This window comes from Bacillus timonensis (assembly GCF_000285535.1).
Classification (GTDB): Bacteria; Bacillota; Bacilli; order Bacillales; family Bacillaceae_L; genus Ferdinandcohnia; species Ferdinandcohnia timonensis.
In genome coordinates, this window is sequence record NZ_HE610985.1 from 1,246,763 (window position 1) to 1,272,805 (window position 26,043).

The 26,043-nt window shown below is 37.1% G+C and carries 26 protein-coding genes and 1 pseudogene; 3 read left to right on the plus strand and 24 right to left on the minus strand.

Annotated features, from left to right (window positions below; genetic code table 11):
• Positions 1-28: 28 nt before the first annotated feature.
• The 5 genes from opp4C to BTHG_RS06505 form a co-directional block, all read right to left on the minus strand.
• Entirely contained in the window at positions 29-937 is a 909-nt protein-coding gene (gene opp4C / locus BTHG_RS06485; RefSeq protein WP_010283371.1) for an oligopeptide ABC transporter permease, read from the minus strand.
• Positions 938-950: 13 nt separating this feature from the next.
• A complete protein-coding gene (gene opp4B, locus BTHG_RS06490) occupies positions 951-1,916 on the minus strand; it encodes an oligopeptide ABC transporter permease (RefSeq protein WP_010283372.1) in 966 nt (321 codons plus the stop codon).
• A gap of 78 nt (positions 1,917-1,994) precedes the next feature.
• The gene (gene opp4A / locus BTHG_RS06495) at positions 1,995-3,716 is read right to left on the minus strand and encodes an oligopeptide ABC transporter substrate-binding protein (RefSeq protein WP_010283373.1); all 1,722 of its coding nucleotides are present in this window, start codon (positions 3,714-3,716) and stop codon (positions 1,995-1,997) included.
• A 63-nt stretch (positions 3,717-3,779) separates the two neighbouring features.
• On the minus strand, positions 3,780-4,772 hold the full coding sequence (locus BTHG_RS06500; RefSeq protein ID WP_010283374.1) for an ABC transporter ATP-binding protein: 993 nt from the start codon (positions 4,770-4,772) through the stop codon (positions 3,780-3,782).
• Between the two features lie 3 nt (positions 4,773-4,775).
• Complete coding sequence (locus BTHG_RS06505; protein ID WP_010283375.1) at positions 4,776-5,789, minus strand: ABC transporter ATP-binding protein; 1,014 nt, start codon at positions 5,787-5,789, stop codon at positions 4,776-4,778.
• A gap of 418 nt (positions 5,790-6,207) precedes the next feature.
• Between BTHG_RS06505 and BTHG_RS27895 the strand changes: the two genes are divergently transcribed.
• Complete coding sequence (locus tag BTHG_RS27895) at positions 6,208-6,342, plus strand: nuclease-related domain-containing protein (RefSeq protein ID WP_408605273.1); 135 nt, start codon at positions 6,208-6,210, stop codon at positions 6,340-6,342.
• A gap of 26 nt (positions 6,343-6,368) precedes the next feature.
• Here the strand turns inward: BTHG_RS27895 and BTHG_RS24390 are convergent, their stop codons facing one another.
• The 3 genes from BTHG_RS24390 to BTHG_RS06525 form a co-directional block, all read right to left on the minus strand.
• Positions 6,369-7,019: a DUF2268 domain-containing protein gene (locus BTHG_RS24390; protein ID WP_232284419.1), complete on the minus strand. Its 651-nt coding sequence runs from the start codon at positions 7,017-7,019 to the stop codon at positions 6,369-6,371.
• Positions 7,020-7,244: 225 nt separating this feature from the next.
• Positions 7,245-8,483, minus strand: a complete 1,239-nt coding sequence (gene fabF, locus BTHG_RS06520) for a beta-ketoacyl-ACP synthase II (protein ID WP_010283377.1) — start codon at positions 8,481-8,483, stop codon at positions 7,245-7,247.
• A gap of 74 nt (positions 8,484-8,557) precedes the next feature.
• Positions 8,558-9,490 (minus strand): beta-ketoacyl-ACP synthase III, encoded by a 933-nt coding sequence (locus BTHG_RS06525; RefSeq protein WP_010283378.1) that lies wholly within the window; start codon positions 9,488-9,490, stop codon positions 8,558-8,560.
• Positions 9,491-9,759: 269 nt separating this feature from the next.
• Between BTHG_RS06525 and BTHG_RS06530 the strand changes: the two genes are divergently transcribed.
• Positions 9,760-10,050: a hypothetical protein gene (locus BTHG_RS06530; RefSeq protein ID WP_010283379.1), complete on the plus strand. Its 291-nt coding sequence runs from the start codon at positions 9,760-9,762 to the stop codon at positions 10,048-10,050.
• A gap of 596 nt (positions 10,051-10,646) precedes the next feature.
• Here BTHG_RS06530 and BTHG_RS06535 read toward each other — a convergent pair.
• From BTHG_RS06535 to BTHG_RS27310, 4 genes are all read right to left on the minus strand, one after another.
• Positions 10,647-11,603 carry a BMP family ABC transporter substrate-binding protein gene (locus tag BTHG_RS06535; protein WP_010283380.1) on the minus strand — a complete coding sequence of 319 codons (957 nt, stop codon included), beginning with the start codon at positions 11,601-11,603 and terminating at the stop codon, positions 10,647-10,649.
• 96 nt (positions 11,604-11,699) lie between these two features.
• On the minus strand, positions 11,700-12,266 hold the full coding sequence (locus BTHG_RS06540; protein WP_010283381.1) for a hypothetical protein: 567 nt from the start codon (positions 12,264-12,266) through the stop codon (positions 11,700-11,702).
• Positions 12,267-12,354: 88 nt separating this feature from the next.
• Positions 12,355-12,630 (minus strand): hypothetical protein, encoded by a 276-nt coding sequence (locus tag BTHG_RS27305; RefSeq protein ID WP_232284420.1) that lies wholly within the window; start codon positions 12,628-12,630, stop codon positions 12,355-12,357.
• Complete coding sequence (locus BTHG_RS27310; protein WP_232284421.1) at positions 12,624-13,085, minus strand: hypothetical protein; 462 nt, start codon at positions 13,083-13,085, stop codon at positions 12,624-12,626. The genes BTHG_RS27305 and BTHG_RS27310 overlap by 7 nt, the downstream gene beginning before the upstream one ends.
• 151 nt (positions 13,086-13,236) lie before the next feature.
• Here BTHG_RS27310 and BTHG_RS06550 point away from each other — a divergent pair, with 151 nt between their 5' ends.
• Positions 13,237-13,425, plus strand: coding sequence for a YjzD family protein (locus BTHG_RS06550; protein WP_010283382.1), 189 nt, complete (start codon positions 13,237-13,239; stop codon positions 13,423-13,425).
• Positions 13,426-13,463: 38 nt separating this feature from the next.
• Here BTHG_RS06550 and BTHG_RS06555 read toward each other — a convergent pair whose 3' ends face one another.
• The 12 genes and pseudogenes from BTHG_RS06555 to BTHG_RS06610 all read right to left on the minus strand — a co-directional run bounded on the left by BTHG_RS06555 (position 13,464) and on the right by BTHG_RS06610 (position 25,994).
• A complete protein-coding gene (locus BTHG_RS06555) occupies positions 13,464-13,643 on the minus strand; it encodes a YjzC family protein (RefSeq protein ID WP_010283383.1) in 180 nt (59 codons plus the stop codon).
• 106 nt (positions 13,644-13,749) lie between these two features.
• Positions 13,750-14,700: an ornithine carbamoyltransferase gene (gene argF, locus BTHG_RS06560; RefSeq protein WP_010283384.1), complete on the minus strand. Its 951-nt coding sequence runs from the start codon at positions 14,698-14,700 to the stop codon at positions 13,750-13,752.
• Complete coding sequence (locus BTHG_RS06565; protein ID WP_010283385.1) at positions 14,697-17,822, minus strand: carbamoyl phosphate synthase large subunit; 3,126 nt, start codon at positions 17,820-17,822, stop codon at positions 14,697-14,699. The genes argF and BTHG_RS06565 overlap by 4 nt, the downstream gene beginning before the upstream one ends.
• The gene (locus BTHG_RS06570; protein ID WP_010283386.1) at positions 17,815-18,891 is read right to left on the minus strand and encodes a carbamoyl phosphate synthase small subunit; all 1,077 of its coding nucleotides are present in this window, start codon (positions 18,889-18,891) and stop codon (positions 17,815-17,817) included. Before BTHG_RS06570 ends, BTHG_RS06565 begins: the two co-directional genes overlap by 8 nt.
• 110 nt (positions 18,892-19,001) lie before the next feature.
• On the minus strand, positions 19,002-20,153 hold the full coding sequence (locus BTHG_RS06575; protein ID WP_010283387.1) for an acetylornithine transaminase: 1,152 nt from the start codon (positions 20,151-20,153) through the stop codon (positions 19,002-19,004).
• A 149-nt stretch (positions 20,154-20,302) separates the two neighbouring features.
• A complete protein-coding gene (gene argB, locus BTHG_RS06580; protein WP_010283388.1) occupies positions 20,303-21,085 on the minus strand; it encodes an acetylglutamate kinase in 783 nt (260 codons plus the stop codon).
• Positions 21,086-21,096: 11 nt separating this feature from the next.
• Positions 21,097-22,326: a bifunctional ornithine acetyltransferase/N-acetylglutamate synthase gene (argJ, locus tag BTHG_RS06585; RefSeq protein ID WP_010283389.1), complete on the minus strand. Its 1,230-nt coding sequence runs from the start codon at positions 22,324-22,326 to the stop codon at positions 21,097-21,099.
• A 28-nt stretch (positions 22,327-22,354) separates the two neighbouring features.
• On the minus strand, positions 22,355-23,395 hold the full coding sequence (gene argC, locus BTHG_RS06590) for an N-acetyl-gamma-glutamyl-phosphate reductase (RefSeq protein ID WP_010283390.1): 1,041 nt from the start codon (positions 23,393-23,395) through the stop codon (positions 22,355-22,357).
• 137 nt (positions 23,396-23,532) lie between these two features.
• Positions 23,533-23,765: pseudogene (moaD, locus tag BTHG_RS26690) on the minus strand (molybdopterin converting factor subunit 1).
• Complete coding sequence (locus tag BTHG_RS06600; protein ID WP_010283393.1) at positions 23,762-24,235, minus strand: molybdenum cofactor biosynthesis protein MoaE; 474 nt, start codon at positions 24,233-24,235, stop codon at positions 23,762-23,764. The pseudogene moaD and the gene BTHG_RS06600 overlap by 4 nt, the downstream one beginning before the upstream one ends.
• On the minus strand, positions 24,232-24,741 hold the full coding sequence (gene mobB, locus BTHG_RS06605) for a molybdopterin-guanine dinucleotide biosynthesis protein B (RefSeq protein WP_010283394.1): 510 nt from the start codon (positions 24,739-24,741) through the stop codon (positions 24,232-24,234). The genes BTHG_RS06600 and mobB overlap by 4 nt, the downstream gene beginning before the upstream one ends.
• Positions 24,726-25,994: a molybdopterin molybdotransferase MoeA gene (locus BTHG_RS06610; RefSeq protein ID WP_026021718.1), complete on the minus strand. Its 1,269-nt coding sequence runs from the start codon at positions 25,992-25,994 to the stop codon at positions 24,726-24,728. The genes mobB and BTHG_RS06610 overlap by 16 nt, the downstream gene beginning before the upstream one ends.
• Positions 25,995-26,043: the final 49 nt, after the last annotated feature.

Genomic DNA, 26,043 nt, shown 5'->3' on the forward strand with positions numbered 1-26,043 from the left:
GATCCATCACACTTTGTGATAGATCTAGTTAACGATTTGATTTCGGATTTAGCGCATCCTTTAAACCTTCACCTATAAAATTAATAGATAAAATGGTCAATGTGATTGCTAAAGCCGGTGGAATCCAAATCCATGTTTTATTTTGTAAAACGTCAGGCTGGTTTGCTACTGATAGCATATTTCCCCAACTTGGAACATCTTGTGGTATTCCGAAACCTAAGAAACTTAGTCCTGTTTCCGCAACAATCATACCTGCAAATAATAACGTTGCTTGAACAATAATCGTTGAAAAAACATTCGGCAATAAATGTTTTACAATAATTTTTGCTGAAGAACAACCAATTGATTGTGCAGCTAAAATATATTCATTCTCTTTTTCTGCAAGAACCTTACTTCTAACAATACGCGCAACTCCGCCCCAACTTAGTAGACTAATTACGCCAATCAGAATCCAAACACCTGAAACTTTCCCAATTAAGATTGTATTAATAACAATAACAAATACCAAGAATGGAAAGTTCAAAACAAAATCTGTAAAACGCATTAACATATTATCGATTTTCCCGCCAAAATAACCTGCCACTGATCCGATAAATGTACCAAATGCTACAATCAAAGCGGTACAGGCAATTCCGACAGTTAAAGAAATTCGACCACCATATAGGAGCCGTGTAAATACATCACGTCCAGCATTATCTGTACCTAGCCAGTGTTCACCTGATGGCGCTAAGTTCATACTTCCAATATCAACCTTCGTTACATCCGCCGTTGTAATGTATGGCGCTAAGAACGAGATGATTGCTACGAAGATTAAAAAGAATAAACTTACCATTGCAAGCTTATTTTTTACAAACTTTTTCCGAGCAATGGCCCATGGAGATAGACTTTTACGAGGCTTTATGTTGGCTTGTAAGCTAGTATTTGTTGCTGTTTCCATAAAACCATTCCTCCTAATCTAAACGAATTCGTGGATCAACGATACCATATAAGATATCAGCAATTAAGTTTCCAATAAGTGTTAAGCTTGATAAAAGCATTGTTAAAGACATTAAAACTGTATAATCGCGTTGACTTACAGAGTTTAAGAATAAACTTCCTATACCAGGATAGGTAAAAATCGTTTCTGTAATAATCGCTCCGCCAATTAACGCTGCTAAATCAAAGCCAAAGAATGTAACAAGTGGAATGATTGAGTTACGTAGAATATGTTTGTTATAAATAGTGGATTCCTTTGTACCTTTTGCACGAGCCGTTCTTACGAAATCTTTTCGGCTGTTCTCAATAACATCATTTCGCAAAAACTGTGTGTAAGATGCTGTACTAAACGCACCAAGGACAAGGGCCGGTAACAGAACATGATGTAAACGACTCATCCAATATTCAAATGTTCCTTCCATCAGTCCTACCTCAGAAGAGCCACCTGATGGAAACCACCCTAATTGGAATGAGAAAAAGTAAATGGCTACAATTGCAGCAACAAATGAAGGAATGGCTAGTGCGAAATAGTTCCCGCCACTAATCAGATTGTCACCTACTGTATATGGTTTTCTTCCGGAATACATTCCCATAATGAAGGCTAAAATATACGTAATGATTAATGCAGACACACCTAAAAGAATGGTATTAGGCAGACGTTCTGCAATTACATCACTAACTGGCATTTTATAGCGTGAGGATGTACCAAAATCTCCTTGAACGAAATCTGATATCCAACGAAAATACTGAATATGAATTGGGTCATTATAGCCTAGCTTCCCCCTCATTTCCTCGATATATTGAGGGTCAGTGTTTGTTGGGTCAATTTCTCCGCTTAGTGAATCCCCCGGCATTAACTTTGCCAAAGCAAACACAACGATGGAGATAAGGAGCAAAACTGGAATCATACCTAGTATTCTTCGAAGAGCAAATTTTAACATGGTCGATTCTCCTTATCTTTAATACTTAAATGAATAGTTATCAGTGGGCATTTCGCCCACTGATAAACCTATCTTTCTTTATTTTGCGTCAGTCACATACCACTTATGGAAATCACTTAATCCTTCTGCAGAAACGTGAACACCTTCAACACGTTTGTTCATGCCCCATAGGTCATAATATTCTACGATTGGAATAATAGGTAATTGCTCATTCCATAATTGTTGCCACTCAACATAAAGCTCTTTACGTTTTTCTTTGTCGTTCCCAACGATAGATACATCAAGTGCATCCTCTAGCAATTGGTCGTTCTTTTCGTTTGTCCAACGCGTGAAGTTCCAAACTGCGTCTCTTGCCCATAATCCAGATGGATCTGGGTCAGTACCAGTTCCCCAAGTACCAAAGTGAACTTCCATATCTTTATCGTCTTTCTCTAACATATCGTAATAAAGAGTTCCGTCGATTAAAGCACCTTTAGCAAATTCTGTTTTAATACCAACATCATTCCAAGCTTGTACAATATACTTTGCACGTGGTTCAAATGTTGGGTTACTTCCTGCATAGTGAGCAAATTGAACAGAGAATTGCTTTCCATTTGGATCTTCTCTGAAGCCGTCGCCATCAACATCCTTGTAGCCTGCTTCATCTAATAATGATTCTGCTTTTTTAGGGTCATACTCATAGTGTGTTAAATCTTCTTTGTCAGCTGCAATCCAGTGTGCACTTGGTACTGGAGTATCAACTACTTCACCTAGACCATTGAAGAATCCTTTAATCCACTCTTCACGGTTAATCGCATGTACTAAGGCTTGACGTAATTTTAGATTTTGGAACTTTTCATTATCCATTACGTTTTCTTCTTTTTCTGCATCCCAGTGACCGAATTTAAATCCGATATAAGAGTAAGAAAGACCTAAAACTTTTTCTAAATTAACATTGTCAAGTGCTGCTACTTGTTCGTAGTTTGATGGGTGAACAGACATTACATCTACTTCACCAGATTGAAGTACACCTGAAGTTAATGCTGCATCAATCACTTTCACAACTACAGTATCTAGATTTGGCTTACCTTGGTAATAATCATCAAAGCGTTCCATTTCTACTGATTCACCTTGAACAATTTTCTTCACTTTGAAAGGTCCAAGTCCTACTGGATTTTGACGAACTTGTGGTGAAGACGCCATATCTTTAACTGCTACACCTTCAAAATGTTTTTTAGGCATTGGATATGTCCAAAGATTTTCTAGGTTATTAACACGCGCTTTGTCAAACGTAATTTCGATTGTATAGTCATCGATTACTTTAAGACCAGAAATGCTGTCTGCTTTTCCATCATGGAATTCAGGAGCACCAACAATGTCCTTTACGTTCACGTAACGTGGGCCAGTATAATCAGGGTGCGCAATAGTTTCTAATGCAAATACCCAGTCATTAACAGTAAGTTCTTCACCGTTATGCCATTTTACACCTTTTTGGAATGTGAATGTGTAATGTTGGTTATCTTCTGTTTCCCAGCTAGCAATTCCTGGGATGTAGTTTAAATTGTCATCAGTTTTAATTAGAGATTCATTAAAGAACTGAATAATTTCAGCATCTGAAGCTTCTTCATAGAATGCCCACTCTAATAAACCTTGGAATTCTCCACCTAATGCATAGGTTACTTTACCACCTTGTTGTGGTTCACTCGTCTTTTCTGCAGATTCTTTTCCTTCTCCGGATTTCGAATCATTTCCTCCACATGCTGCTAAAAACAACGACATTACTAGCAACAGGGAAATCACAGACAATAATGATTTTTTCATTTTGGTTCCCCCCGTTTTATTTTTCATGTAAGTATGAACACAATTCATTAATTTATCACCCAACTAATTGTATAGGTGACATGCTACTCTATGTCCTGGTTTCACCTCCTTTAAAGCTGGTTTTACTGCCCGACATTCATCCGTTGCAAACGCACAACGCGGATGGAATGGACAACCAGTTGGAGGATTTGCTGGACTTGGTACATCACCTTCTAAAATGATGCGCTCTTTCTTTCTTCTTGGATCCGGATGTGGTATCGCTGAAATGAGAGCTTTTGTATATGGGTGCAATGGTTCTGCATATAATCCGTTTTTATCAGAAATCTCTACAATTCCACCCAAGTACATAACTCCAATTCGATCACTCATATGTTTTACTACACTTAAGTCGTGAGCAATAAATAAGAAAGTTAAATCAAATTCATCTTGAAGTTCTTTTAACAAGTTAAGAACTTGTGATTGAACTGAAACATCTAGAGCAGAAACTGGTTCATCTGCAATGATTAATTTTGGTCGTAGCGCAAGGGCACGCGCAATCCCGATACGTTGTCTTTGTCCACCTGAAAATTCATGTGGATATTTATAGTAAGCATCCTCTGGAAGTCCAACCTTTTTTAATAGTTCGATAATTTCTGGTTTTAATTCCTTAGAAGATTTCTTGTAATAGTTTTTAATTGGTTCAGCTACCACATCTCCAACCATTTGTTTAGGATTTAATGAAGCATATGGATCCTGGAACACCATTTGAAAGTCTTGACGAATTTTTCGTAACGTGGTTCCAGATAGAGTCGTAATATCCTTACCGTCAAAAATGATTTTTCCATTAGTTGGTTTGATTAATCGTAAAATGGTCCTGCCTGTAGTTGATTTCCCACAACCTGATTCTCCAACAAGGCCTAATGTTTCACCTTTTAAAATTTCAAATGAAACATCATCAACCGCTTTCACATTCCCTACTGTTCTCTTAAAAAATCCACCTTTGATAGGATAATAAGTTTTAAGATTTTGAACCTCAAGTAAGACATCTTCTTTTCGATCTTTGGTTGCTTGACTCATTTGTTATTTCACCTCTTCCAATGGATAGCTTGTCTTATATAGAAGACAGGATACCTCATGGCCGTTCTCTACTTCTGCCAATTCTGGTGTAATTCGTCTACAATCATCTGTTGCCATTGGGCATCGATCAGCAAATCGACAACCAACCTTTGGCATGTTTTTCAAAGAAGGGACAATCCCATCAATGGAACCTAATGCTTCTTCCTCTACATCTAATTTTGGAATAGAGTCCAACAGCATTTTTGTATATGGATGTTTTGGATTATAAAAAAGTGAATCAACATCCGTGCGCTCCACGATTTTTCCTGCGTACATTACGATTACTTCATCGCACATTTCAGCTACAACACCTAAATCATGCGTAATCAAAATAACTGACATATCATTTTTCTCTTGGATTTCTTTTAATAAGTCTAAAATTTGTGCTTGGACCGTAACATCCAGTGCTGTTGTCGGCTCGTCAGCAATCAGCAATTTTGGTTGACATGCAATCGCCATGGCAATCATAACCCTTTGACGCATTCCACCCGATAATTGGTGAGGATATTCATCCACTATTTTCTCTGGTCTCGAAATCCCAACACTTTTTAATAGAGTGATACATCTTTCACGTGCATCCTGCTTAGAAATATCAAAATGATTAAACAAAACTTCTGATAATTGAAAACCAATTGTAAATACAGGGTTTAACGCTGTCATTGGTTCTTGGAAAATCATCGAAATATCTTTTCCACGTATTTTGTTCATTTGAGCTTCTGATAAATTTTCGATATTACTCCCTTGGAAAACAACTTCTCCGTCGGTAATTTCGCCGATCCCTACTGGTAATAGTTTCATAACAGACATTGACATAACACTTTTTCCACAGCCGGATTCTCCAACAATTCCGACAATTTGGCGTGGATTTACTTTAAAAGAAACACCATCCACTGCATGATAGATTTCTCCATCTATGTTAAATCCCGTTTTTAATCCCTTTACTTCTAGCAAAGGTGCTTCATTATTTGGTTGTTGCATAAAAACACCCCAAATCTTCTAGATTAGTCACAATTATTATGTAAATAGAATTTTATTACTATAATGTTATAATTGCAAGACAATTTTTTAAACTTACTGTATAAACATTCAAAAATCTTTTAAAATAAGGGGTTACAGTAAATTATCAGTTAAGTAAAACTATTTCAATATATTATAAAAGTATACTTTATTTGAATTTTCTAATAACATGTATATACAACTTTTTTTAAGAAACATAGATTGAAAACATAGAAAGTAAGAATTAAAATAAACTCGAATCTTAGAAAAAGGAAGTGTTGCTTTTGATTATTAAAAAACGGACTGATCCTCCTGAATTGCTGCTCTTAAGGTCTATCCGATCACGAATGAATGTTTCCGAAAAAATCGAAAATCAAATCTTTTCGCTAGAAAAAGGTTTATTGGAGAAAAAATGTTTGACCAAAGATTGGAAAAACTCTCCTTAGATTACCTCATCCTCAATGACTTACTTCTTGAAACCTCCAATACCCATTACCAAATTGATTCACTTCTTATTTCTCATTACAAAAACTAAAACAACAAATAACCACAGGGCTTCCTTCATTCCTGTGGTCGAAGATATTTCTTAACAAACTCCATCGAATCCACTCCCAGGATTGATTTCGTTTTTAGTTTGTTAGATTCCAAATATTGCTTTACTAGATAATAACCTGCACAGTAACCTGCCATCTTTGGGACAAACCGATTTCCGTATAATATATCTCTATGTTTTCGTTCATTTCTTTTTAGGTTTTGATTCGGGATGATTAATTGTGTAACTATTTTCTGCAATTGTTCATCAGAATAATAGTTCGTCCAGCCCGCTAAACTCGAACTTCCACAATGTTCTCGAACGGCATTTTCCGCAATCCCTTCTAATATAACCGTATCCAAAAGGGTAAACTCGGATTCATTCTTTTTATATTTTTTCAATCGACAAACATGATTGTATTCATGTGTGAGAACTGCTTTGATTTCCCCTCTTGTGTTATGTCGTGAGAAAAAGAGAAACAATTTGTCACTAAAGGCAAGGCCTGATTTTCCATTAAATTCTCTTTTGATTCTTGAATTTGTTCCATCAGCTGGGAAAATAAAAATAGGAACCTGTGGCCCTCCCCATCGTTTTTGTAGTGCACTATACTCTTCTTCAACTGTTTCCCATACATTAATCGGGAGCATTTCAAGTACGTTTTCTGAAGCCGATTTGTACATTCCATGCATTTTTAAATATTGATATATATCTTGAGCGTCAACTCCCTTTGGAAAAAAGGTTGTTAGTTTTTTACAAAGTCCAACTGGATTTGCATATGAAGCCTTTAGCCATTGGTCCGTACGTTCTACCCCATCTCATCACTTCCTTTCGAAAACAGCCAATATATCTTATTCAAGAATCATGAAAAAAGAGCCAGACCATTTGGCCTGACTCTTATCTTAGTATTATTGATATTTTTTAAATAGAATTGTGGCATTGTGTCCACCAAATCCAAGAGAGTTGCTTAATGCAACATTTACTTCCTGCTCTCTTGCTTTATTAGGGACATAGTCTAAGTCACATTCTGGATCTGGAGTTTCATAGTTAATTGTTGGTGGGATAATTCCTTCTTTAATGGCAAGTACTGAGAAGATTGCTTCCACACCACCAGCAGCCCCAAGTAAGTGACCTGTCATTGATTTTGTTGAACTGATTGCTACTTTATATGCATAGTCACCAAAAACTTCTTTGATTGCTGCCGTTTCAAATTTGTCGTTGTAATCTGTGCTTGTTCCATGTGCATTTATATAATCAACATCACTTGGATTTAAGCCAGCATCTGCAATGGCTTGACGCATTGCGCGTGCTCCCCCTTCACCACCAGGTGCTGGGGCTGTAATATGGTGAGCATCTCCAGTTGATCCGTAGCCAATGATTTCCGCATAAATTTTTGCGCCACGAGCTAGAGCGTGTTCTAGTTCTTCAAGGACAAGAATTCCTGCGCCTTCACCCATTACAAAACCATCACGGTTTTTATCAAATGGACGGCTAGCTGTTTTTGGATCTGGATTTAACGATAATGCTCTTGCTGAAACGAAACCAGCAAATGACATATTCGTTAATGGTGCTTCCGTTCCACCTGTAATCATGACATCTGCGTCTCCACGCTGGATTACCTTAAATGCATCACCGATTGAGTTAGTTCCTGTTGCACATGCTGTTACCGTACAAGTGTTGATGCCTTTTGCTCCAATAGCGATAGATACTTGACCAGCTGCCATATCTGGAATCATCATAGGTACATAAAATGGACTTACACGGCGATAGCCTTTTTCTAAGAAAATTTTATGCTGTTCCTCATGTGTTTCCATTCCACCAATACCAGAGCCAATCCATACTCCAACGCGAGGAGCAATTTCATCCGTGATTGTTAGATTTGCATCTTTAACCGCCATGAAGGAAGCTGCTAATGCATATTGTGTAAAGCGGTCCATACGACGTGCTTCTTTTTTATCCATATAATTTTCCGGATTAAAATCCTTTAATTCTGCTGCTACCTTTGCAGGTAAGCCTTCAATTGAAACTCTAGTTAATGGACCAATCCCAGACTCACCGTTTTTCGCTTTTTCCCATGTTGTTTTCGTATCGTTGCCTAGCGGTGATACCGTGCCTAATCCAGTAACTACTACACGTTTCTTTTCCATAAATCTCTACTCCTTCCAATCTATTTCTATCCTTTGTTGCGATAATTGTTGTTTTTCAGGATGAAAAATAGTCCTTAACGGCCCCATTTTATACAGATGGCCCCCCAAGTTAATCCTCCACCAAATCCTACCATAACTATTACGTCATCATCCTTAATTTTTCCTGCTTCTATATCTTCAACTATTGAGATTGGGATAGAAGCTGCAGATGTATTTCCGTATTTATTGACTGTTTTAGACATTTTTTCGACTGGAAGTTCTAGTCTTTCTCTTGAAGCTTCCATAATGCGAATGTTTGCTTGGTGTGGAATTAAATAGTCTACATCGTCACGATTTAACCCTGCTTTTTCAATCACATTCACACTGGACTCGCCCATCTGTCTTACAGCAAATTTGAAGACTTCACGCCCATTCATAATGATGTGTTCATCTTGATAGAGATGTTTAGCACCAGTACCATCTGCTCCTAATTCAAATGAAAGGATACCCCTTCCTTCTGACACTTCACCAAGTACAGCTGCACCAGCTCCGTCTCCGAACAATACTGCTGTATTTCGATCGCTCCAGTCTACAATTTTCGATAGTTTTTCAACACCTACTACTAATACATGCTTATAGGTACCCGTTTCGATAAATTGTTTCCCTGTAATGATTCCGTACATAAACCCTGCACATGCTGCACCAATATCCATAGCCGCTGCATTTTTTGCTTCCAGTCGTTCTTGAATCATACATGCAACTGACGGAAATGGATGGTCAGGCGTAACAGTAGCAACAATAATCAAGTCGAGTTGCTCAGGCGTGATTCCTGCATCTTGAATTGCTTTACGTGCTGCCTCATACGCCATGTCAGATGTATTTGTATCATCATCTGCAATTCTACGTTCTTCTATTCCTGTTCTTGTTCGAATCCATTCATCTGATGTGTCAAGAATTTTTTCAAGGTCTTGGTTTGTTACAACTTTTTCCGGTGTGAACCGATTGATTCCAATTATACCTACACCCATACAAACATCTCCCTTTTTAATACAATAACCTAATTTTATAGAAAAAGCTTTTAGTACTCTCCGCTTTTCTTATTATCAATTCTTATGACTTGGTACTAATTTTAATTCATTTTTTCATTGTAATCAACTCTTATGATTTATTTTTTGTAAGATTCCACGTTTGCCTAGGGTTATGCATGTTACAGGCCTATCTCTTTTTAAACAGTTCTACATATAAATATAGTAACAATAATTAGTTCAAATCTTATTATGTAAGTTGGTGATAAAAAATGAATAATGAGCATGAGGATTTGGATGTGAAGCATGAGGAATTCGAGGTGAAGCAAGAAAGCGACCGTGAGGCTTCCGAGATAAATCGGTTTGATCGTCTAATGTTTGGTACTCGTGCAAGGAGAGATGAAAATAAACCACCAGTAAAAAACATGATAGAAAACAAAACGGATGAAGTTGATTTTAATCAGCTAATGGGCCAACTAGATGATATCATGACCTCTATCGAAAAAATCAAGCCTGCGATAAAAGAACTTTCCCCAATCTTTAATTTTTTCCGAAAAAAATAAGAAGCTACACATAATGTCTTGGCGTTCAGTTTTGAGGGGTTTTTCTAAAAATAAGTGCTGAAATGACAGTTGTTTTGCCATCATAATTGTCCATTAAATCTGTCTAGAGCTATTGGTGTGTTGTCTTGCAACTAATGAAGAACTGCTGAAAATAAACAAGCGGAGGTTTTTCGTTTAAATTCCGAATGGAGTTCGTTTAAAATCTAAACAAGGGGAGGATTTCCTGTTATCCAGAGCAAAAACCCTTCTTTTGCATGTTTTTAGAATCAATAAGCGGAATCTCTCCGTCTATTTAGGCCATTTTTAATGATTTTACTGAATAAGCGTAATTTTTCTGTCTACTCAACGGCCTGGATGCTTAGACTGTTCCCACAACTGATATGGTAGGTGCTCGAAACGCCATTGTTATTGATGAACTTTTTACTCACTTTTTTCATAATTCAGCCCTTTTTGACTGTCAATCTAATAGTGTCAAAAACAAAGAAACAGTTTAAATAACATTAGCAAATAAAGAAAACGACGTGTGACAATTCACACGTCATTTATTAATAAAGCACCTGTAATCGGAACCCTTTAACATAATGTGATAGCTTCTTCTATTTTGAAGGAAGGTCCCCTGTTTTTTTATATTCCTTAATATAACCTTTTAGTTCCTCTACAAATTTTTTATCTACTTTAGGGCTAAAGGTTCCCATTGAAATGACATCATCTTGGAAGTCAAAATAGAGGTTTCCGGACTCCAGGTTACCTTCAATAAATTGATTGGCTACTAATAAATAGAGTTGATCTACTTGCTGTATTGTACTCGTGTAGACGGTTTCCTTCCCTAAGTCAGATTGATCTGAAACATAGCCAATTGCATATAATCCATCCTCTTTAAGTCTTTCAATTACAGGAACATTATAACCATCCCCAGCTGGGTAGATGATGTCTACTCCCTCAGCTATCATCTTATTTGCAATTTCAATAGCTTTTTCATCGTCATCCCAATTTTGCACATACCCAATATCAACATCAACTTCATCATTTTGAAATAGCACACCTTCGTAAAATCCATTGATTTCCGGCTGCCACTCAAAAGCGGCAATTATGCCAACCTTGTTCGATTCCGTCATTTTTCCAGCAACCATGCCACCAAAGAACCCCATGGCATGACCTTCAAAGTTTAGGCTAGTAACATTTTCTTTTCTGGTATTCCCATTAAAAAAAATGAAATGAACATCGGGATAATCATCAGCTATATCATTAAAAAAGTCTGCATATTCACTTCCATGACCAAATATTAAATTGACACCTTTATCAACAAATTCGTCCACTGCTAATCTAGTTGCAGCTTCTGAAGTGATACCTTCCTTATAATAGGCATCAATCTGCAGTTGGGATTTTATCTGCAATAACCCTTTATAACCCTTTGTTCCCCATACTTGGTCATCAATCGTATCAGGTACTAGTAAGCCAACTTTTATCTCCCGATTCTCATCATCTGATTGTGCACAGGATACAAGAATGGATATTAACAATAAAAATGGTACCCACCTAAACAGTTTATGCATTACTACAACTCCTTCAAAAGCAAAAAACAAAATCGTCCAATTAATGTATATCTTTATTTTATTGTACTTTTACTTAATTGGAAAGCAAAAGAAGTCCTAGGTGGATATGTTTTGAAGGATCCATTCTTTATGATCATTCTTTATTTGGATACCTTCCTCCAATTCTTTATTTGAAAAGTCGATAAAAGTGAACAGAAACTCAACATTCTTCGTTAATACTTTCCGATGTTCAGAGAGACTATTTTCAATATTAATTTTTGCATACCACTTCTCATCCAGTTCATATTCCATTTCGTTTTTTGGATCATTGTTTGTCATATGTACCGAGACAAGAACAAGTTTCGTTTTGGTATCAATGCAATAATCGATAACCGATTGAAGTAGGTTCTCTTTTTCTTCATTTCGATTTAGAAGAGGTGAACTCAACCAAGGATAAATCACAGCATCTGATTGTTTAAGTATATTCGGATTCAATATTCCATTATGAAATTCGATAAAATGAAAGAATGCATTTCTTCCGATTCTAAGTAATTTATCTTCTTCAGTACTATCTTCATTAGGCTGGGGGGCTACTCCAGTTACATGAATTTCTTCGTCTAGCATCCTGCAACAGAGTTCATATCCTACAAACGAGAAAGCATCAAATACTATGACCTTCTTCACTTGTAACATCTCCTATATGTTTTTTGTTACAGTATCGTATGCAAGAAATCAAACAAAAAGTCCCTTTTCTTTTGCAAAAGGGACCTTTTTACAATTCTCTTTCATTTTCTTTAAAAAAGCTTCCTATCGAGCGACTGAATGCGTACGAATTTTCGCTAATATGGTAGCTCAATTTGACCATATCATTACCGACCTGATATTTCTTACTATGAATCTCAGGAGTGTATGTCTTCTCATTTGTACTATGCCAAATTTTGATTGGTATTCCAGAAAAGTCCAGAATGTCCCTTGGTGCTACTTTTTCAATTTGTGTTTCAACTTCTCGTTCATCAAGATGATAAGCATATGCAATTTCTTTTAACAACTTTTTATAAAAAAACTTATGTTTTTTTCATTTTCAATGTGTGCAACTAAATCAATGCAAGGATTTAAGAAAGCCATAGAGCGTATTGCTCCCTCTAACTTTTCATTTAGCTGCATTGCGGTTAATGCTCCCATTCCCTCAGCAAGAACGTGAATGCGTCTGTTAAGGATTTCACGTTTCATAATGATGTGATAGAGCTGTGCTGCTAATTTGACGGAAGCAGGGTTTCCCCAGTTTGCACCATATAAGTTTGAATAAAATACAGTATATCCTTGATCCTTCAGATATTCGAGAATTTGGGATCTTGCGTAGTTTTGGATCCAGTAACTTGTGTCTTTTTCTACAAAATTTGTTTTATCTCCGATAATTAATACAGCAAAGCCATTTGGACGTTTTGGCAAATGAAGAGCAGACCACTCCGTATCGAGCTTAAAAAATATTCTATTTTGTACCATTTTCTCTTCTCCTACTCCTGATTTTCGTCCTTCGTTATTAGTGTATGTTAGATAAATTAGTTTGAAAGGGGGAAACGCCTACAAAAACCGTTTCTTAAAGATAACAATTGTGGTAAACTATTTACAGATTTCATTTAATGAGGTGAAGACATTGCGTTATTTTTGGACACTTTTTTGGACATTTCTTTTAATCCAAATGGCTTCATATGTTATTGGATCAATGCAGGCAGCTACATATTCATTTAAAACAGCTTCAATCGTAGCTGTTATTGTTACAGCCCTAATTATTATTTTGGGTTCTGTTATTCCAAATGAGCCTGTAGAGGAACCTAATCACTAAGATGCAAAAAAAAGACCCGATTGGGTCTTTTTTTGTTGTCACGGTTTTCTTTTATATGACCATTTACGGTTGTGGTTAGAGTTTTCTGGAAATGGGTCGCCCGCGCTTAATTTAACGCTTTTTGGGTTTTTAACCATATCTCCTTGTTCGCCGATTTCTACATAAACCCCATTATTTGGCGCTTTTTGCCCTGCACGAAATTCATGACTTTGCCCCATCATAATCCTCCTTTTGAATAGTATTACAGGTTTACTATTCCCACTCACCCTTAAAATCATGAAAAAAAGCCTCAGCACCTTTGAGGCTGAGACTTCCAAACATTTTCTATTCTAAGATTGCCTTTAAGACAGCTTTTTGAACGTGGAGACGATTTCCCGCTTGTTCAAATACAACTGAATGTGGTCCATCAATGATTTCAGCTGTTACTTCTTCACCACGGTGTGCTGGTAAACAATGCAAGAATGTATAATCTTCATTCGCTACACTCACAAGCTTGGCATTGACCTGATAAGGCATGAATGCTTGCAGCCTTGCTTGTTGTTCCTGTTCTTGCCCCATGCTTGCCCAAACATCTGTGTAAATATAATCTGCTCCTTTTAGGCCATTAACTGGATCATTGGTAACCTCAATCACCGCATTTGTTTCTTTTGCAATTTCTATTGCTTTCTCGACAATAAATGTCTTTGGAGCATATTGAGAAGGACAAACCACCGTACAATCTAATCCAACCTTTGCTGAGGCAATCATTAGTGAATGTGCTACATTATTACCGTCCCCAACATACACAAGTTTGCTTCCTTTAAAAGTTTTCTTTTGTTCATAAATTGTAAGAAGATCAGCTAATGCTTGGCAAGGGTGAAAATCTTCAGTAAGACCATTGATAACCGGTATGCTTGCAAATTTCGCAAGCTCCTCAATTTTTTCATGTTCAAAAGTACGAATCATAATTGCATCAACATACTCCGATAACACCATTGCTGTATCTGCGATTGTTTCCCCCCTACCTAACTGCATCTCATTGCTATTAAGGTAAATTGCATTTCCACCTAACTGAAGCATACCTGCTTCAAATGAGACTCTTGTACGGGTAGAGTTCTTCTCAAAGATCATGGCTAAGGTTTTTCCTTTTAAAAAAGGTGTGTCCTCTCCATTTTTATGTTTTTTCTTTATCTCTATGGCAGAGTCCAATAAATCGATAATTTCTTCGCCTGTTACATCTATTAGAGTTAGTAAATCCTTTCCCTTTAAGGCATTTTGTTTTAAAGCAGTTGTCATCTACTAATCACTTCTTTCTCTTTATTGAATAAACTTCTTCTCTCTTGAATTGACATAACCGAAAAGTGCGAATCACGAAATGCTTTTAAAAACGCGTGTAATGTCTCAAGTTCCGTAAATACGTGGATTCGCTTTTGACTTACTTCGATTTTATTCTTTTTCGAATTTTTATCGTTCGTTAGACTTACAAATGCCAAAGCACCATCACTCTTGCACCACTCTAAAACATCATCGGCTACAAATAGTTTCAGCCCTACTTCCTCTGCCAAATGCTTCACATCTTCTGGAATCATTTCCGTATCGAAAACAATTTCGTCTGCACCTTTTTTCGAAAGAATGTAACTGTGAAAAACTTTGGTTAATGCTTCATCTATGGTTTCGGCAATGCTAATCCCTTCACCAGTGGATTTCATTTCTGGTCCAACAGTAGGATCGCCGAGTAATTTATATGTTGAGAAGACTGGGTATTTCACTGTATAGTACGGTAAGTCAGGTAATAAGCCTTTTTGGGTTGTTACTTCTTGAAGTTTCTTTCCTAAAACAAGTTTCGAAGCTAGTTGCGCCATTGGAATCCCTGTGATTTTACTAATAACAGGTACAGTACGGCTAGCACGTGGGTTCACTTCAAGCACATAAATGTGATTGTCACTAACGACAAATTGAATATTCATGATTCCTTTAAATTGTAGTTCACGGACAATTTTAGCCGCATAGGATGTTACTGTTTGCTTATTTTCCTCAGTTAATGAAACAGCTGGCATAATCGCGTGACTATCACCTGAGTGAACACCTGCTTTTTCAATATGTTCAACAATGGTTGGAATTAAAATCTCTTCCCCATCACAAAGTAAGTCAATTTCAATTTCTAACCCAGGTACATATGCATCAATTAGAAGTGGATACGTATCTTCTGGTATATCTTTTATAAACGATACTAGCTCATCCTCATCATTTATTACAATCATTCCTTTTCCACCTATTACATAGGAAGGACGGATTAACACTGGATAACCAATTTCTTTTGCTTTTTCCACTAATTCTTTCGCTTTATCTGCAATCTCCCCCGGAATATGAGGTATATTCGCCTTTTCTAAAAGCTTATAAAAACGATCACGGTCTTCTAGTTGGTCAATTATATCGTGAGTAATTCCAACAATGGAAACACCAGCGGACTCAAGTCCTTGTGCAAGATTAATTGCGGTTTGACCCCCAAATTGAACGATGACCTGCTCGACTTTTTCAGCTTCAATTACATTTAATACATGTTCAAGTGTTAAAGGTTCAAAAAATAATTTATCAGCCGTTTCATAATCGGTACTTACTGTTTCAGGATTGTTATTCATCAAAATCGTTTCATAACCTTCTTCTTGTAATGCCAAAATTCCATGAACCGAACTATAGTCAAATTCAATTCCTTGACCAATCCGAATCGGTCCAGAACCAAGAATTAATACCTTTTTATTGTCGGAAACATCTAACTCATTTTCTCCAAAATAACTAGAGTAGTAATAAGCGGTTTGTGCAGCAAATTCTCCTGCACAAGTGTCAACACATTTGTAACTAGGGATAATTCCAAGTTCTTTTCGTTTTGCACGGACAGATGCTTCTTCCTCTTGGCAGAGGAATGCAATATACTGATCTGAGTATCCCTTTTCCTTCAATGATTGCATATATTCTTCTGTAAATTCACTTAGAATTTTTTTTCGAATTTCGCCTTCGTTATCAATCAATGTTTTAAAGATTTCTAGGAAAAATAGGTCTATTCTTGATATCGAATGAAGTTCACTAACAGATGTTCCTCTTCTTAATAACTCAAGAACAGCAAAGAACCGATTGTCGCTTCCTTTTTCAACAAAATGAAGAAGTTCTTCACTCGATTTATTCTCAATTGTTGGTAAACGTAGGCTTTTATTTTCTCCTTCTAATGAATGAACAGCCTTTTGAATAGCACTTTCTAGATTACGGTCAATTGCCATAACCTCGCCTGTTGCTTTCATTTGAGTTCCAAGTGTAGTTGGAACATCTGTAAACTTATCAAAAGGAAAACGTGGAAATTTCACAACAACATAATCTAAAGCTGGTTCAAAGCTGGCAAAGGTTTTCCCAGTAACTGGATTTACTAACTCATCTAATGTATATCCTACTGCGAGCTTTGCTGCCATTTTGGCAATTGGATAGCCTGTTGCCTTTGAGGCAAGTGCTGAAGAACGACTAACCCTTGGGTTCACTTCAATTAGATAATACTGCTTACTATAAGGATCTAAGGCAAATTGAATATTACATCCACCGATAATTCCTAATGCAGAAATAATCTTAATTGATGCAGATCGAAGCATTTGATATTCTTCATCAGTTAATGTTTGGGATGGAGCTACAACGATTGAATCACCTGTGTGGACCCCAACAGGATCGATATTTTCCATATTACATATGGTAATACATGTTCCTTTGCTGTCTCTCATTACCTCGTATTCAATTTCTTTAAAACCAGCAATACTTTTTTCAATCAAACATTGAGTAATTGGGCTTTCGGATAAGCCATTCTTCGTTAGTTCTACTAATTGCTGCATTTCATGAGCAATGCCTCCTCCTGTTCCCCCCAATGTGTATGCTGGACGAATAATCACAGGAAATCCAACACTTTCAACAAATGTAAGTGCTTCTTCTACTGTTGTTACAATTTCACTGTCTGGGACCGGCTCGTTTAGTTCATTCATTAAACTACGAAAAGCTTCACGGTCCTCTCCTTTTTTGATTGATTCTATATGAGTACCAAGAACCTTCACATTATATTTATCTAAAATTCCTTTTTCGCTTAGGCTAAAAGCAAGGTTCAAACCTGTTTGGCCACCAAGTGTTGCAAGTAAACCGTCAGGACGTTCTTTTTCAATGATTTTTTCAAGAGTTTCAACAGTTAATGGTTCGAAATATACAATATCTGCATTGACTTCATCCGTCATAATGGTCGCTGGATTATTATTTACTAATATGACTTTATAGCCTTCTTCACGCAGTGCTCTACAGCCCTGTGTACCAGAATAATCAAATTCTGCTGCCTGCCCGATTACGATGGGACCCGAGCCAATTACTAAGATTGATTGTATTGAATGATCTTTAGGCATATATCTTTTCTCTCCTAACAGTACAGTTGTTTGCTATAAATTCATCAAATACCCAACTGCTTTCAGACGGTCCAGGGTGTGCTTCCGGATGAAATTGAACCGTTAAAATAGGAAGCGTTGTATGTGATAACCCTTCAATTGAGTTGTCATTGCAATTTTTAAAGCGTGCTTGTAATCCAGTTTCCTTTAAGCTATCTTCATCAACTACATAACTATGGTTTTGAGATGTAATATAAACTTTATTCGTAAATAAATCTGCCACCGGTTGATTTGCACCTCTATGTCCAAATTTCAGTTTTTTTGTATCCCCACCTAGACTTAGGGCAACAAGTTGATGACCTAAACAAATAGCTAGTGTCGGATAATATTCAATCAACTGTTTAATATTCGGAAGATGATCATTTAATTCCTTTGGGTCTCCAGGGCCATTTGATAAGACAATGCCATTTGGAAGAATCTCTTTGATTTTTTCAAAGGATGTTGTATAGGGAACAACTGTTACTTTACAGCCATTTGCCAAAAGCGATTGTAAAATTGACTTTTTATATCCAAAGTCAACCAATACGATATGAGTATCTCCTGTTCCAAAGGTTTGCCATTCTTTACTTGTTACTTCTCCAACAGGATTAGTAGATTCAGATAGTGAGGGGACCTCAACAAAAGAGGAGTCACTTATTACAGCCTGCATGGTTCCTTCTGTCCTAATTCTTTTTACGACTGCACGAGTATCTACATGAGTCAGCAAAGGAATATTCCATTTTTCAAGATACTGTTTTAAAGAAAACTTTGCATTGTAGTGAGAGTAAGCATCCTTTGTTTCATATATAATTACACCGGCCACGTGTGGTTCCTTGCTTTCAAAGTCAAATTCGTTAATTCCGTAATTTCCGATTAATGGATACGTGAAAACAATGATTTGGTTTTTATAGGAAGGATCCGTTAAAACCTCTTGATACCCAGTCATTCCGGTATAAAATACGATTTCTCCATTCGTAACAGCCTTTGCACCATGTGGGGAAAACGTTCCTTCGAAGCTTTCACCATTCTCTAAGTGTAAATATCCCTTCATGATATCACCTCGTATTTTTATTTAACCAATCGTATTTTTATACAATTATATTCAAAAAAAATTCGTTTTTATGTCTGGTAGTTAGAAATAATTCTAACTACCAGGCAAAATCAGCGAATAAACTCTGCAACAAGTGTCTCTTTTATCAATTTAACAGCTTCATCAATTTGTTCGTATGTAACTGTTAATGGTGGTAAAAGTCGAATCACATTTGGTCCAGCAGGAAGAGTTAGTAAACCATTTTCTCGAAGTGCAGTAATGGGAGCGGCTACTTCTTCCTTACATGCGATTCCTAGAAGTAATCCACTTCCTCGAACTCCTTCTATCAAATCATGATTTGCTAGTGCATTCGAAAGCTCAGCTTTTAAATAAGCTCCTTTTTCCTCAACCTCCGCTAAAAACTCTTCCTGAAAAATGATAGCCAGTGTAGCTTTAGCAGCAGCTAATGAAATTGGGTTCCCACCGAATGTAGAACCATGTGAACCAGGTCCAAACGCTTCCTTCAGCTTTTCCTTACCAAGCATTGCACCAACTGGAAGTCCGTTTCCCAACCCTTTTGCTAACGTAATTATATCTGGTGAGAGATTGAAATGTTGGTGAGCAAATGCCTTTCCAGTGCGACCAATTCCTGTTTGTACTTCATCAATGATGAAAAGTGAACCATGTAGTGAACAAAGTTCTTCAATCTTTTTAAGAAACTCTTCAGTTCCAGGAATTACTCCACCTTCTCCTTGAACAACTTCAACCATAACCGCTGCAACTGAATCATCCATTGCTTGCTCCAATGCTTCACAATCATTGTACGGAAGATATACAAACTCTTGTAAAAGAGGACCAAATCCAGAATGAATCTTTTCTTGTCCAGTAGCAGCCATCGTTCCTAACGTTCTACCATGGAAGGATTGTTTAAATGTAATGATTTTTGACTTTTGTGTATATTTTCGAGCAAGCTTTAATGCTGCTTCATTTGCCTCAGCACCGCTATTACAGAAGAAAACTGCATCAAGGTCTGAATTTGTGACCAGCTTTTCGGCAACTTCTTGTTGAATATCAGATTTAAATAAATTCGACACATGCCAATATTTTTTCAGCTGTTCCTCTACTGCACGGACTACATCTGGATGGCGATGTCCAAGATTACAAACTGCAATTCCGGAAACAAAATCTAAATATTTTTTTCCTGTATTATCAACAATGATTGCACCTTCTGCAGATTCTACAGTCAAATCCCATCTCGCATAGGTTGGAAATAGTGCATCCATTATACCACCTCTAGTTCTTTTAAATATATGTGTTCAAAAGTCGACGAATCAGAAGCAAGAAGGTCAAGGAACTCTGCTTGAGGACCTGAGCGTATGCGTTTAATACGTGAGGACCAGAAAGGCTGAGTGACGCAGAAATTCGCTACTTATCATTTGGTGACTTTTTGAACTTCCTTTACGATTTTGGTTCCTTTTAAAGATCCATCTACGGATAGCAATGATCCTTTTCCATTGATAATAGTAATTTCGCCTAGTCCCCCATCATTTAGTGCGGAAAGGGCTGCTTTTACCTTTGGAATCATTCCACCGTAAATTGTTCCATCTTCAATAAGAGTTAATACTGAATCAGTAGATAAAGAAGGCAATACTTCACCATCTTTTTTAATCCCATCTACATCTGTAACAAATAATAAATGCTGTGCCTTAAGCGCAATTGCAACACTCGCGGCTGCAGTATCAGCATTGATATTATACTTTAAAAAATCCTCATCAATTCCGATTGGTGAAATGACTGGAACATAATCCTGTGATAACAGATACTCTAGAAACGTACCATTGACTTGTTCAATCTCACCAACATACCCTAATTGTTCAAGGTCTACAGGCTTAGCTATTAGTAGCTTTGCATCACACCCTGATAACCCAATTGAAGGGATACCCGCTTTCTCGAGCTCTACAACAACTTTTTTATTTACCGTTCCTGACAATACCATTTCAACAACGTCAAGTACTTCCTTTGTTGTCTTTCGTAACCCATTTACAAATTCACTTTCAATATTTAAAGAAGAGAGTGTCTGACCAATCTCGGGTCCTCCGCCATGGACAACAACTACTTTATATCCGCTCTCTTTTAATTCTTTTATACTCTTAAAAAATGATTCAGACAGCTGAGAAAGAATGCTACCCCCACATTTGATAACAATTGTCTTCATTTCAAGTCTCCTCACGTACGGTAGCTTGCATTGATTTTGACATAATCATATGTTAAATCACAGCCCCAAGCAGTTCCAGCACCATTTCCTAAATGGAGGTCAACATGGATGACAATGTCAGTTCCTTCTAGATACTCTTTTGCAAGCTCTTCTGAGAAAGCCACAGGTTGGCTTCCTTTTAACATTTGGATTGATCCGATTGAGATATCTACATTATCAGGATTCACCGTTGCTGTACTATGACCAATCGCCCCAATAATTCTACCCCAGTTCGCATCTGCCCCATAAATTGCTGTTTTTACAAGATTCGAACCGACAATCTTTTTGGCGATGATTCGTGCCTCTACATCTGATACCGCACCTGTTACATTCACTTCCACAAGCTTAGTAGCCCCTTCTCCGTCTTTTGCAATTTGCTTTGCTAAATCTTCAAAAGTTGATTGAAGTACTGAAACAAAAGACTCCCATTCAGGATGCCCTGGTGTAAGTGTATCATTTTCCGCTAAGCCACTTGCCATTACCAAAACCATATCATTTGTTGAAGTTTCACCATCAACTGTAATTTGGTTGAACGTAACGTCGGTTACAGCTTTCATAGCTACTTGGAGGTGTTCTGATTCAATATTTGCATCTGTTGTAACAAAACCTAACATCGTTGCCATGTTTGGATGAATCATCCCTGAACCTTTAGCCGCTCCACCTATTGTAATCTTCTTTCCATCAATAGTCGTTTGATAACATGCTTTTTTCATGACTAAATCAGTCGTTAAAATGGCTGTTTGGAAAGCGTCCGCAGCTTCTGGTGTATTAGATGGATCAAGTTGTTTAATACCCGCTTTAATCTTATCCATTTGGAGAAGCTCACCAATTACACCTGTTGAGGCAACCGCTACTAAATGGTCTTCAATCCCAAAATGAGCTGCTGACTCAGCCCTCATTTCGTATGCGTCTAACAGCCCTTGTTCACCTGTACAAGCATTTGCACATGCACTGTTTATGACAATCGCTTGTAACTTATTCTCCACTGCAATACTTTCTTTTGTTACCTTTAGAGGAGGAGCTTGAAAATGACTTTGCGTATAAACGGCTGCACAATTAGCCGGAACATCACAAACAATCGCACCGAGATCTTTCTTTGAATAACGTAATCCGGCATGAACTCCCGCTGATTTAAAACCTTTCGGGGTTACCACAGATCCCTCTTCCAATTTCGAAACTTGTATTTCCTTCATATCTATCATGCAAAGTCACTCCTTTTCTATATACGCATCATGGGAATAATGGGACGTAGTTTAATCCCGTATTTTCTTCTAAACCACATAAAATATTTGCATTTTGAATTGCCTGTCCTGCGGCTCCCTTTACTAAGTTGTCGATTACTGAAACAACGGTAATCCGATTTGTTCTCTCATCAAAAGCAAGCCCAATATCACAATAATTCGTTCCATATACCTCTTTTGTGGACGGGAAAGTACCTTTTTCTCTGATTCTCACAAATGGAGCATTTTGATACCTTTCCTTATATATCTCATAAAGTTGGTCTAACGAAAGTGAATCTACTGCACTATTAATATACATCGTTGACATGATACCCCTTGTCATTGGTACTAAATGTGTACTAAATGTAACATATGGAATTGAATCATCCCAACCTTTAAGCAGTTGTTCAATTTCCGGAATATGTTGATGTTGATTCACCTTATAAATTGAAAAGTTATCATTGCTTTCTGCAAAATGGGCCGTCCTTGATGGGCTTTTTCCAGCTCCAGAAATACCAGATTTTGCATCTATTACAATTGATTTCTCGTCAATTAATTTATGTTTCACTATCGGTGCTAAACCAAGTAAAGTTGCAGTTGGATAGCAACCTGGATTCGAAATAAAACTACTACTCTTAATTTCTTCCTTATTCCATTCTGGTAAACCATATGTTGCTTTGTACAAGTCTTCTTGTAAAGCAGCTGGCTTTTTATACCACTGTTCATATTCACTAGGGTTTTTTAAACGATAATCCCCAGATAAATCAATTATCTTCACATTTTCTTTCAATAATTCAGGAACAATTGTTGTAGAAACTCCAGATGGAGTCGAAAGAAATACAATGTCCACTTCATTTGCAATCTTTGTAATATTAATATCTTCTAAAGAAAGATTTACCAGTTTAGTAACATGGGGGTAGACCTCTGAAAGCCTCATCCCTGTCTGTGATGAAGTATGAATGGAATGCACGTCTATGACTGGGTGGTTTGCTAATAACCTCAATAATTCAATTCCGCCATAGCCAGTTACCCCGATAATTGCCGCTTTCAATTTATCCACCTCGTTGTTTTAATAAATGTTGAAATATGTACCATTATAAGTCCGTATAAAAATAAAATCAATTGTATTTTTATAAATATTTCCGTTTTTTTATGCAAAAAAACCACCAGAGGTGGTTTTGTAGAAATTCAACCCCCACTTACTGGTGGAATTAAAGCAACTATATCTCCTGCTTTTACAACGTCTTCATCTACTGCATATTCTTCATTTATAGCAAACATAATTTGATCAAGGTTCCTTATACCATTATCGTTTGCAAGCCGTTTTTTAAGGTTGAAACGGTTATCTCATCTGTATGGAGAGTGATTTTGTCTGTTCCCGCCATTTCCTGTAGATGGGCAAAAAATAAAATCGTAATCATTTCAAATCCTCCTCTTCAGGTCGACCGGTTGGATATTGTTTTGTTTCCAATTGATCCCCTATCCACATTTCTCCGTCTTCCCAATGTTCTTTTTTCCAAATGGGTACAATTTGTTTTATCCGTTCGATTGCATACTCATTTGCTGCATAGGAATCCTTACGATGGGGTGTGGAAACGGCGATAACAACTGCCGCTTCTGAAATATCTAACCGACCAATTCGGTGGGTAATCGCTGTTATTGCTTCAGGCCATTTTTCAGATATTTCCACACCAATTTGAGCAAGCTTTTTTTCTGCCATTGGAATATATGCATCATACTCTAAATAAAGCGTTCGCTTGCCCCTTGTAAATTCGCGCACTGTTCCGATAAAGGTTGTAACGGCACCTGCCTCACGTCTGATAACCTTATTCGTAACCTCTTCAACATTGATAGGTTCATTTGTAATTTCAAATAAAGATTCTTTATTCATTGATTTACCTCACTAAAAATCCAACGTAAATAACTTTCTTCATCTTTTATATGGAAAAGAGGAAATTTACATTGAATCGGGATCCAGGATATAACTGCAACAATATTTGTTAATGAAGTAAGCAGCTCAATATCCTCGTCCTTCCTTATTAAAATAATTTTTGGATAATCTTCTTTTTTAAATCCTTCAATTAAAATCATATCATTTTCAAAAAAAGCGTAAAGCTGTATTAGCTTTTCGAGAGTCCATCCAGAAGTCTTGGCTTCCAGTTGAAGACTCCCGCCACCTTCAACTATCGTGGCAGAGGCACCAGCTTTAAAATGACGGGAAGAATCCTTTTCTAGTTGGAGACTTTCTAAGCTACTTTGATGTCCATGGTGTTTAATAGTAGCAATTTTCACACCTTGCTCTGTACCTCTTTTTACAATTTTTTCAACCAGGGTTGTTTTCCCACAATTTTGATACCCGACAACTTGTAAAAGTGGAAACCTTATGTCCACGGCCATAAACTTCCTTCCTGGTCTTCAAGGTACAACACATCAACCACATCGCCAGTTCCAAATCCACGTGTTCCACCTGGTAAAACCATAAGCGCATTTGCTCCTGCAAGCGAGGATACAACATTTGATTTATCCAGACCACTTGGTTTCACAACTATTTTTCCATCGAAAAAACTAATTTTACTTCGTACAAACCTTGTAAATGGATTTGGTTTTGGAAAGTCTGCTTTCAGTTCTGCTTTCATTTTTAATAGATGTGGATATTTTGAGAATAATCTTGACCGCACCACTGGTCGAACTAATAATTCAAACCCAACATAACAAGCTGAAGGATTACCTGATAATCCAAATAATAGCTTGCCATTGAGCTGAGCAACTGTTGTAACACTTCCAGGTCTCATCGCAATTTTATTAAACAATACTTCTGCTCCTAATTTTTCATAAATCGCAGGGAGGTAATCATAATCGCCAACGGACACCCCACCAGTTGTAATTAACATATCAACTTCATTTATTGCATTTTTAATTGCCTCATAGCAAAGTTCAAAGTCGTCTGAGAGTTTACCAAAATACTTTGGCTCTGCTCCAGCCCTTTCAATTTGTGCACTTACCATATAGGCATTGCTGTTTCGAATTTTTCCTGGAACAAGTTCTTCATTGACATCAAGCAATTCAGTTCCTGTTGCATAAATGCCGATGACGGGCTTTTTCGCAACCTTAACTTGATGATAGCCAAAGGTTGCTAATAATGCTTTTACACCTGGGTTAATGAATATTCCTTTTTCTACTAAAACGGTGTCTTTTTTAGTGTCCTCTCCTTGGAATGATACATTATCCCCAGATTTAAAAGATCGTTTTATTGACATGAATTTCTTACCATCACGTTCATACTCATTCGTTAACTCTAACATTACAACCGCGTCACATTCGAGTGGCATTTGTGCGCCAGTCATGATTCGAATAGCTTGAAAAGCTTCTACCTTTTTCGTCGCAACAGATCCTGCTCCAATTTCTTCTATTACTTCAAATTCAACTGGATGGTCCTGTCCTGCCTTTCTGGTATCCACAGCCCTCACTGCAAAACCATCATATGGAGACCGGTCAAAATGAGGAACATCATGGTCAGCCATTAAATCTTCTGCTAAAAAGCGTCCATAACTAGCTTCAATCGGCACAGGTTCTTTCGTACCTGAACCTGCAAATTCCATCACACGTGATACCGCTTCCGGAACGGGTATCGGGGTTCGTCTTTCAACCATTTTTTTCATCTCACTTTAATCTGCTTTTTTTCTTATTGTAGTATATTTA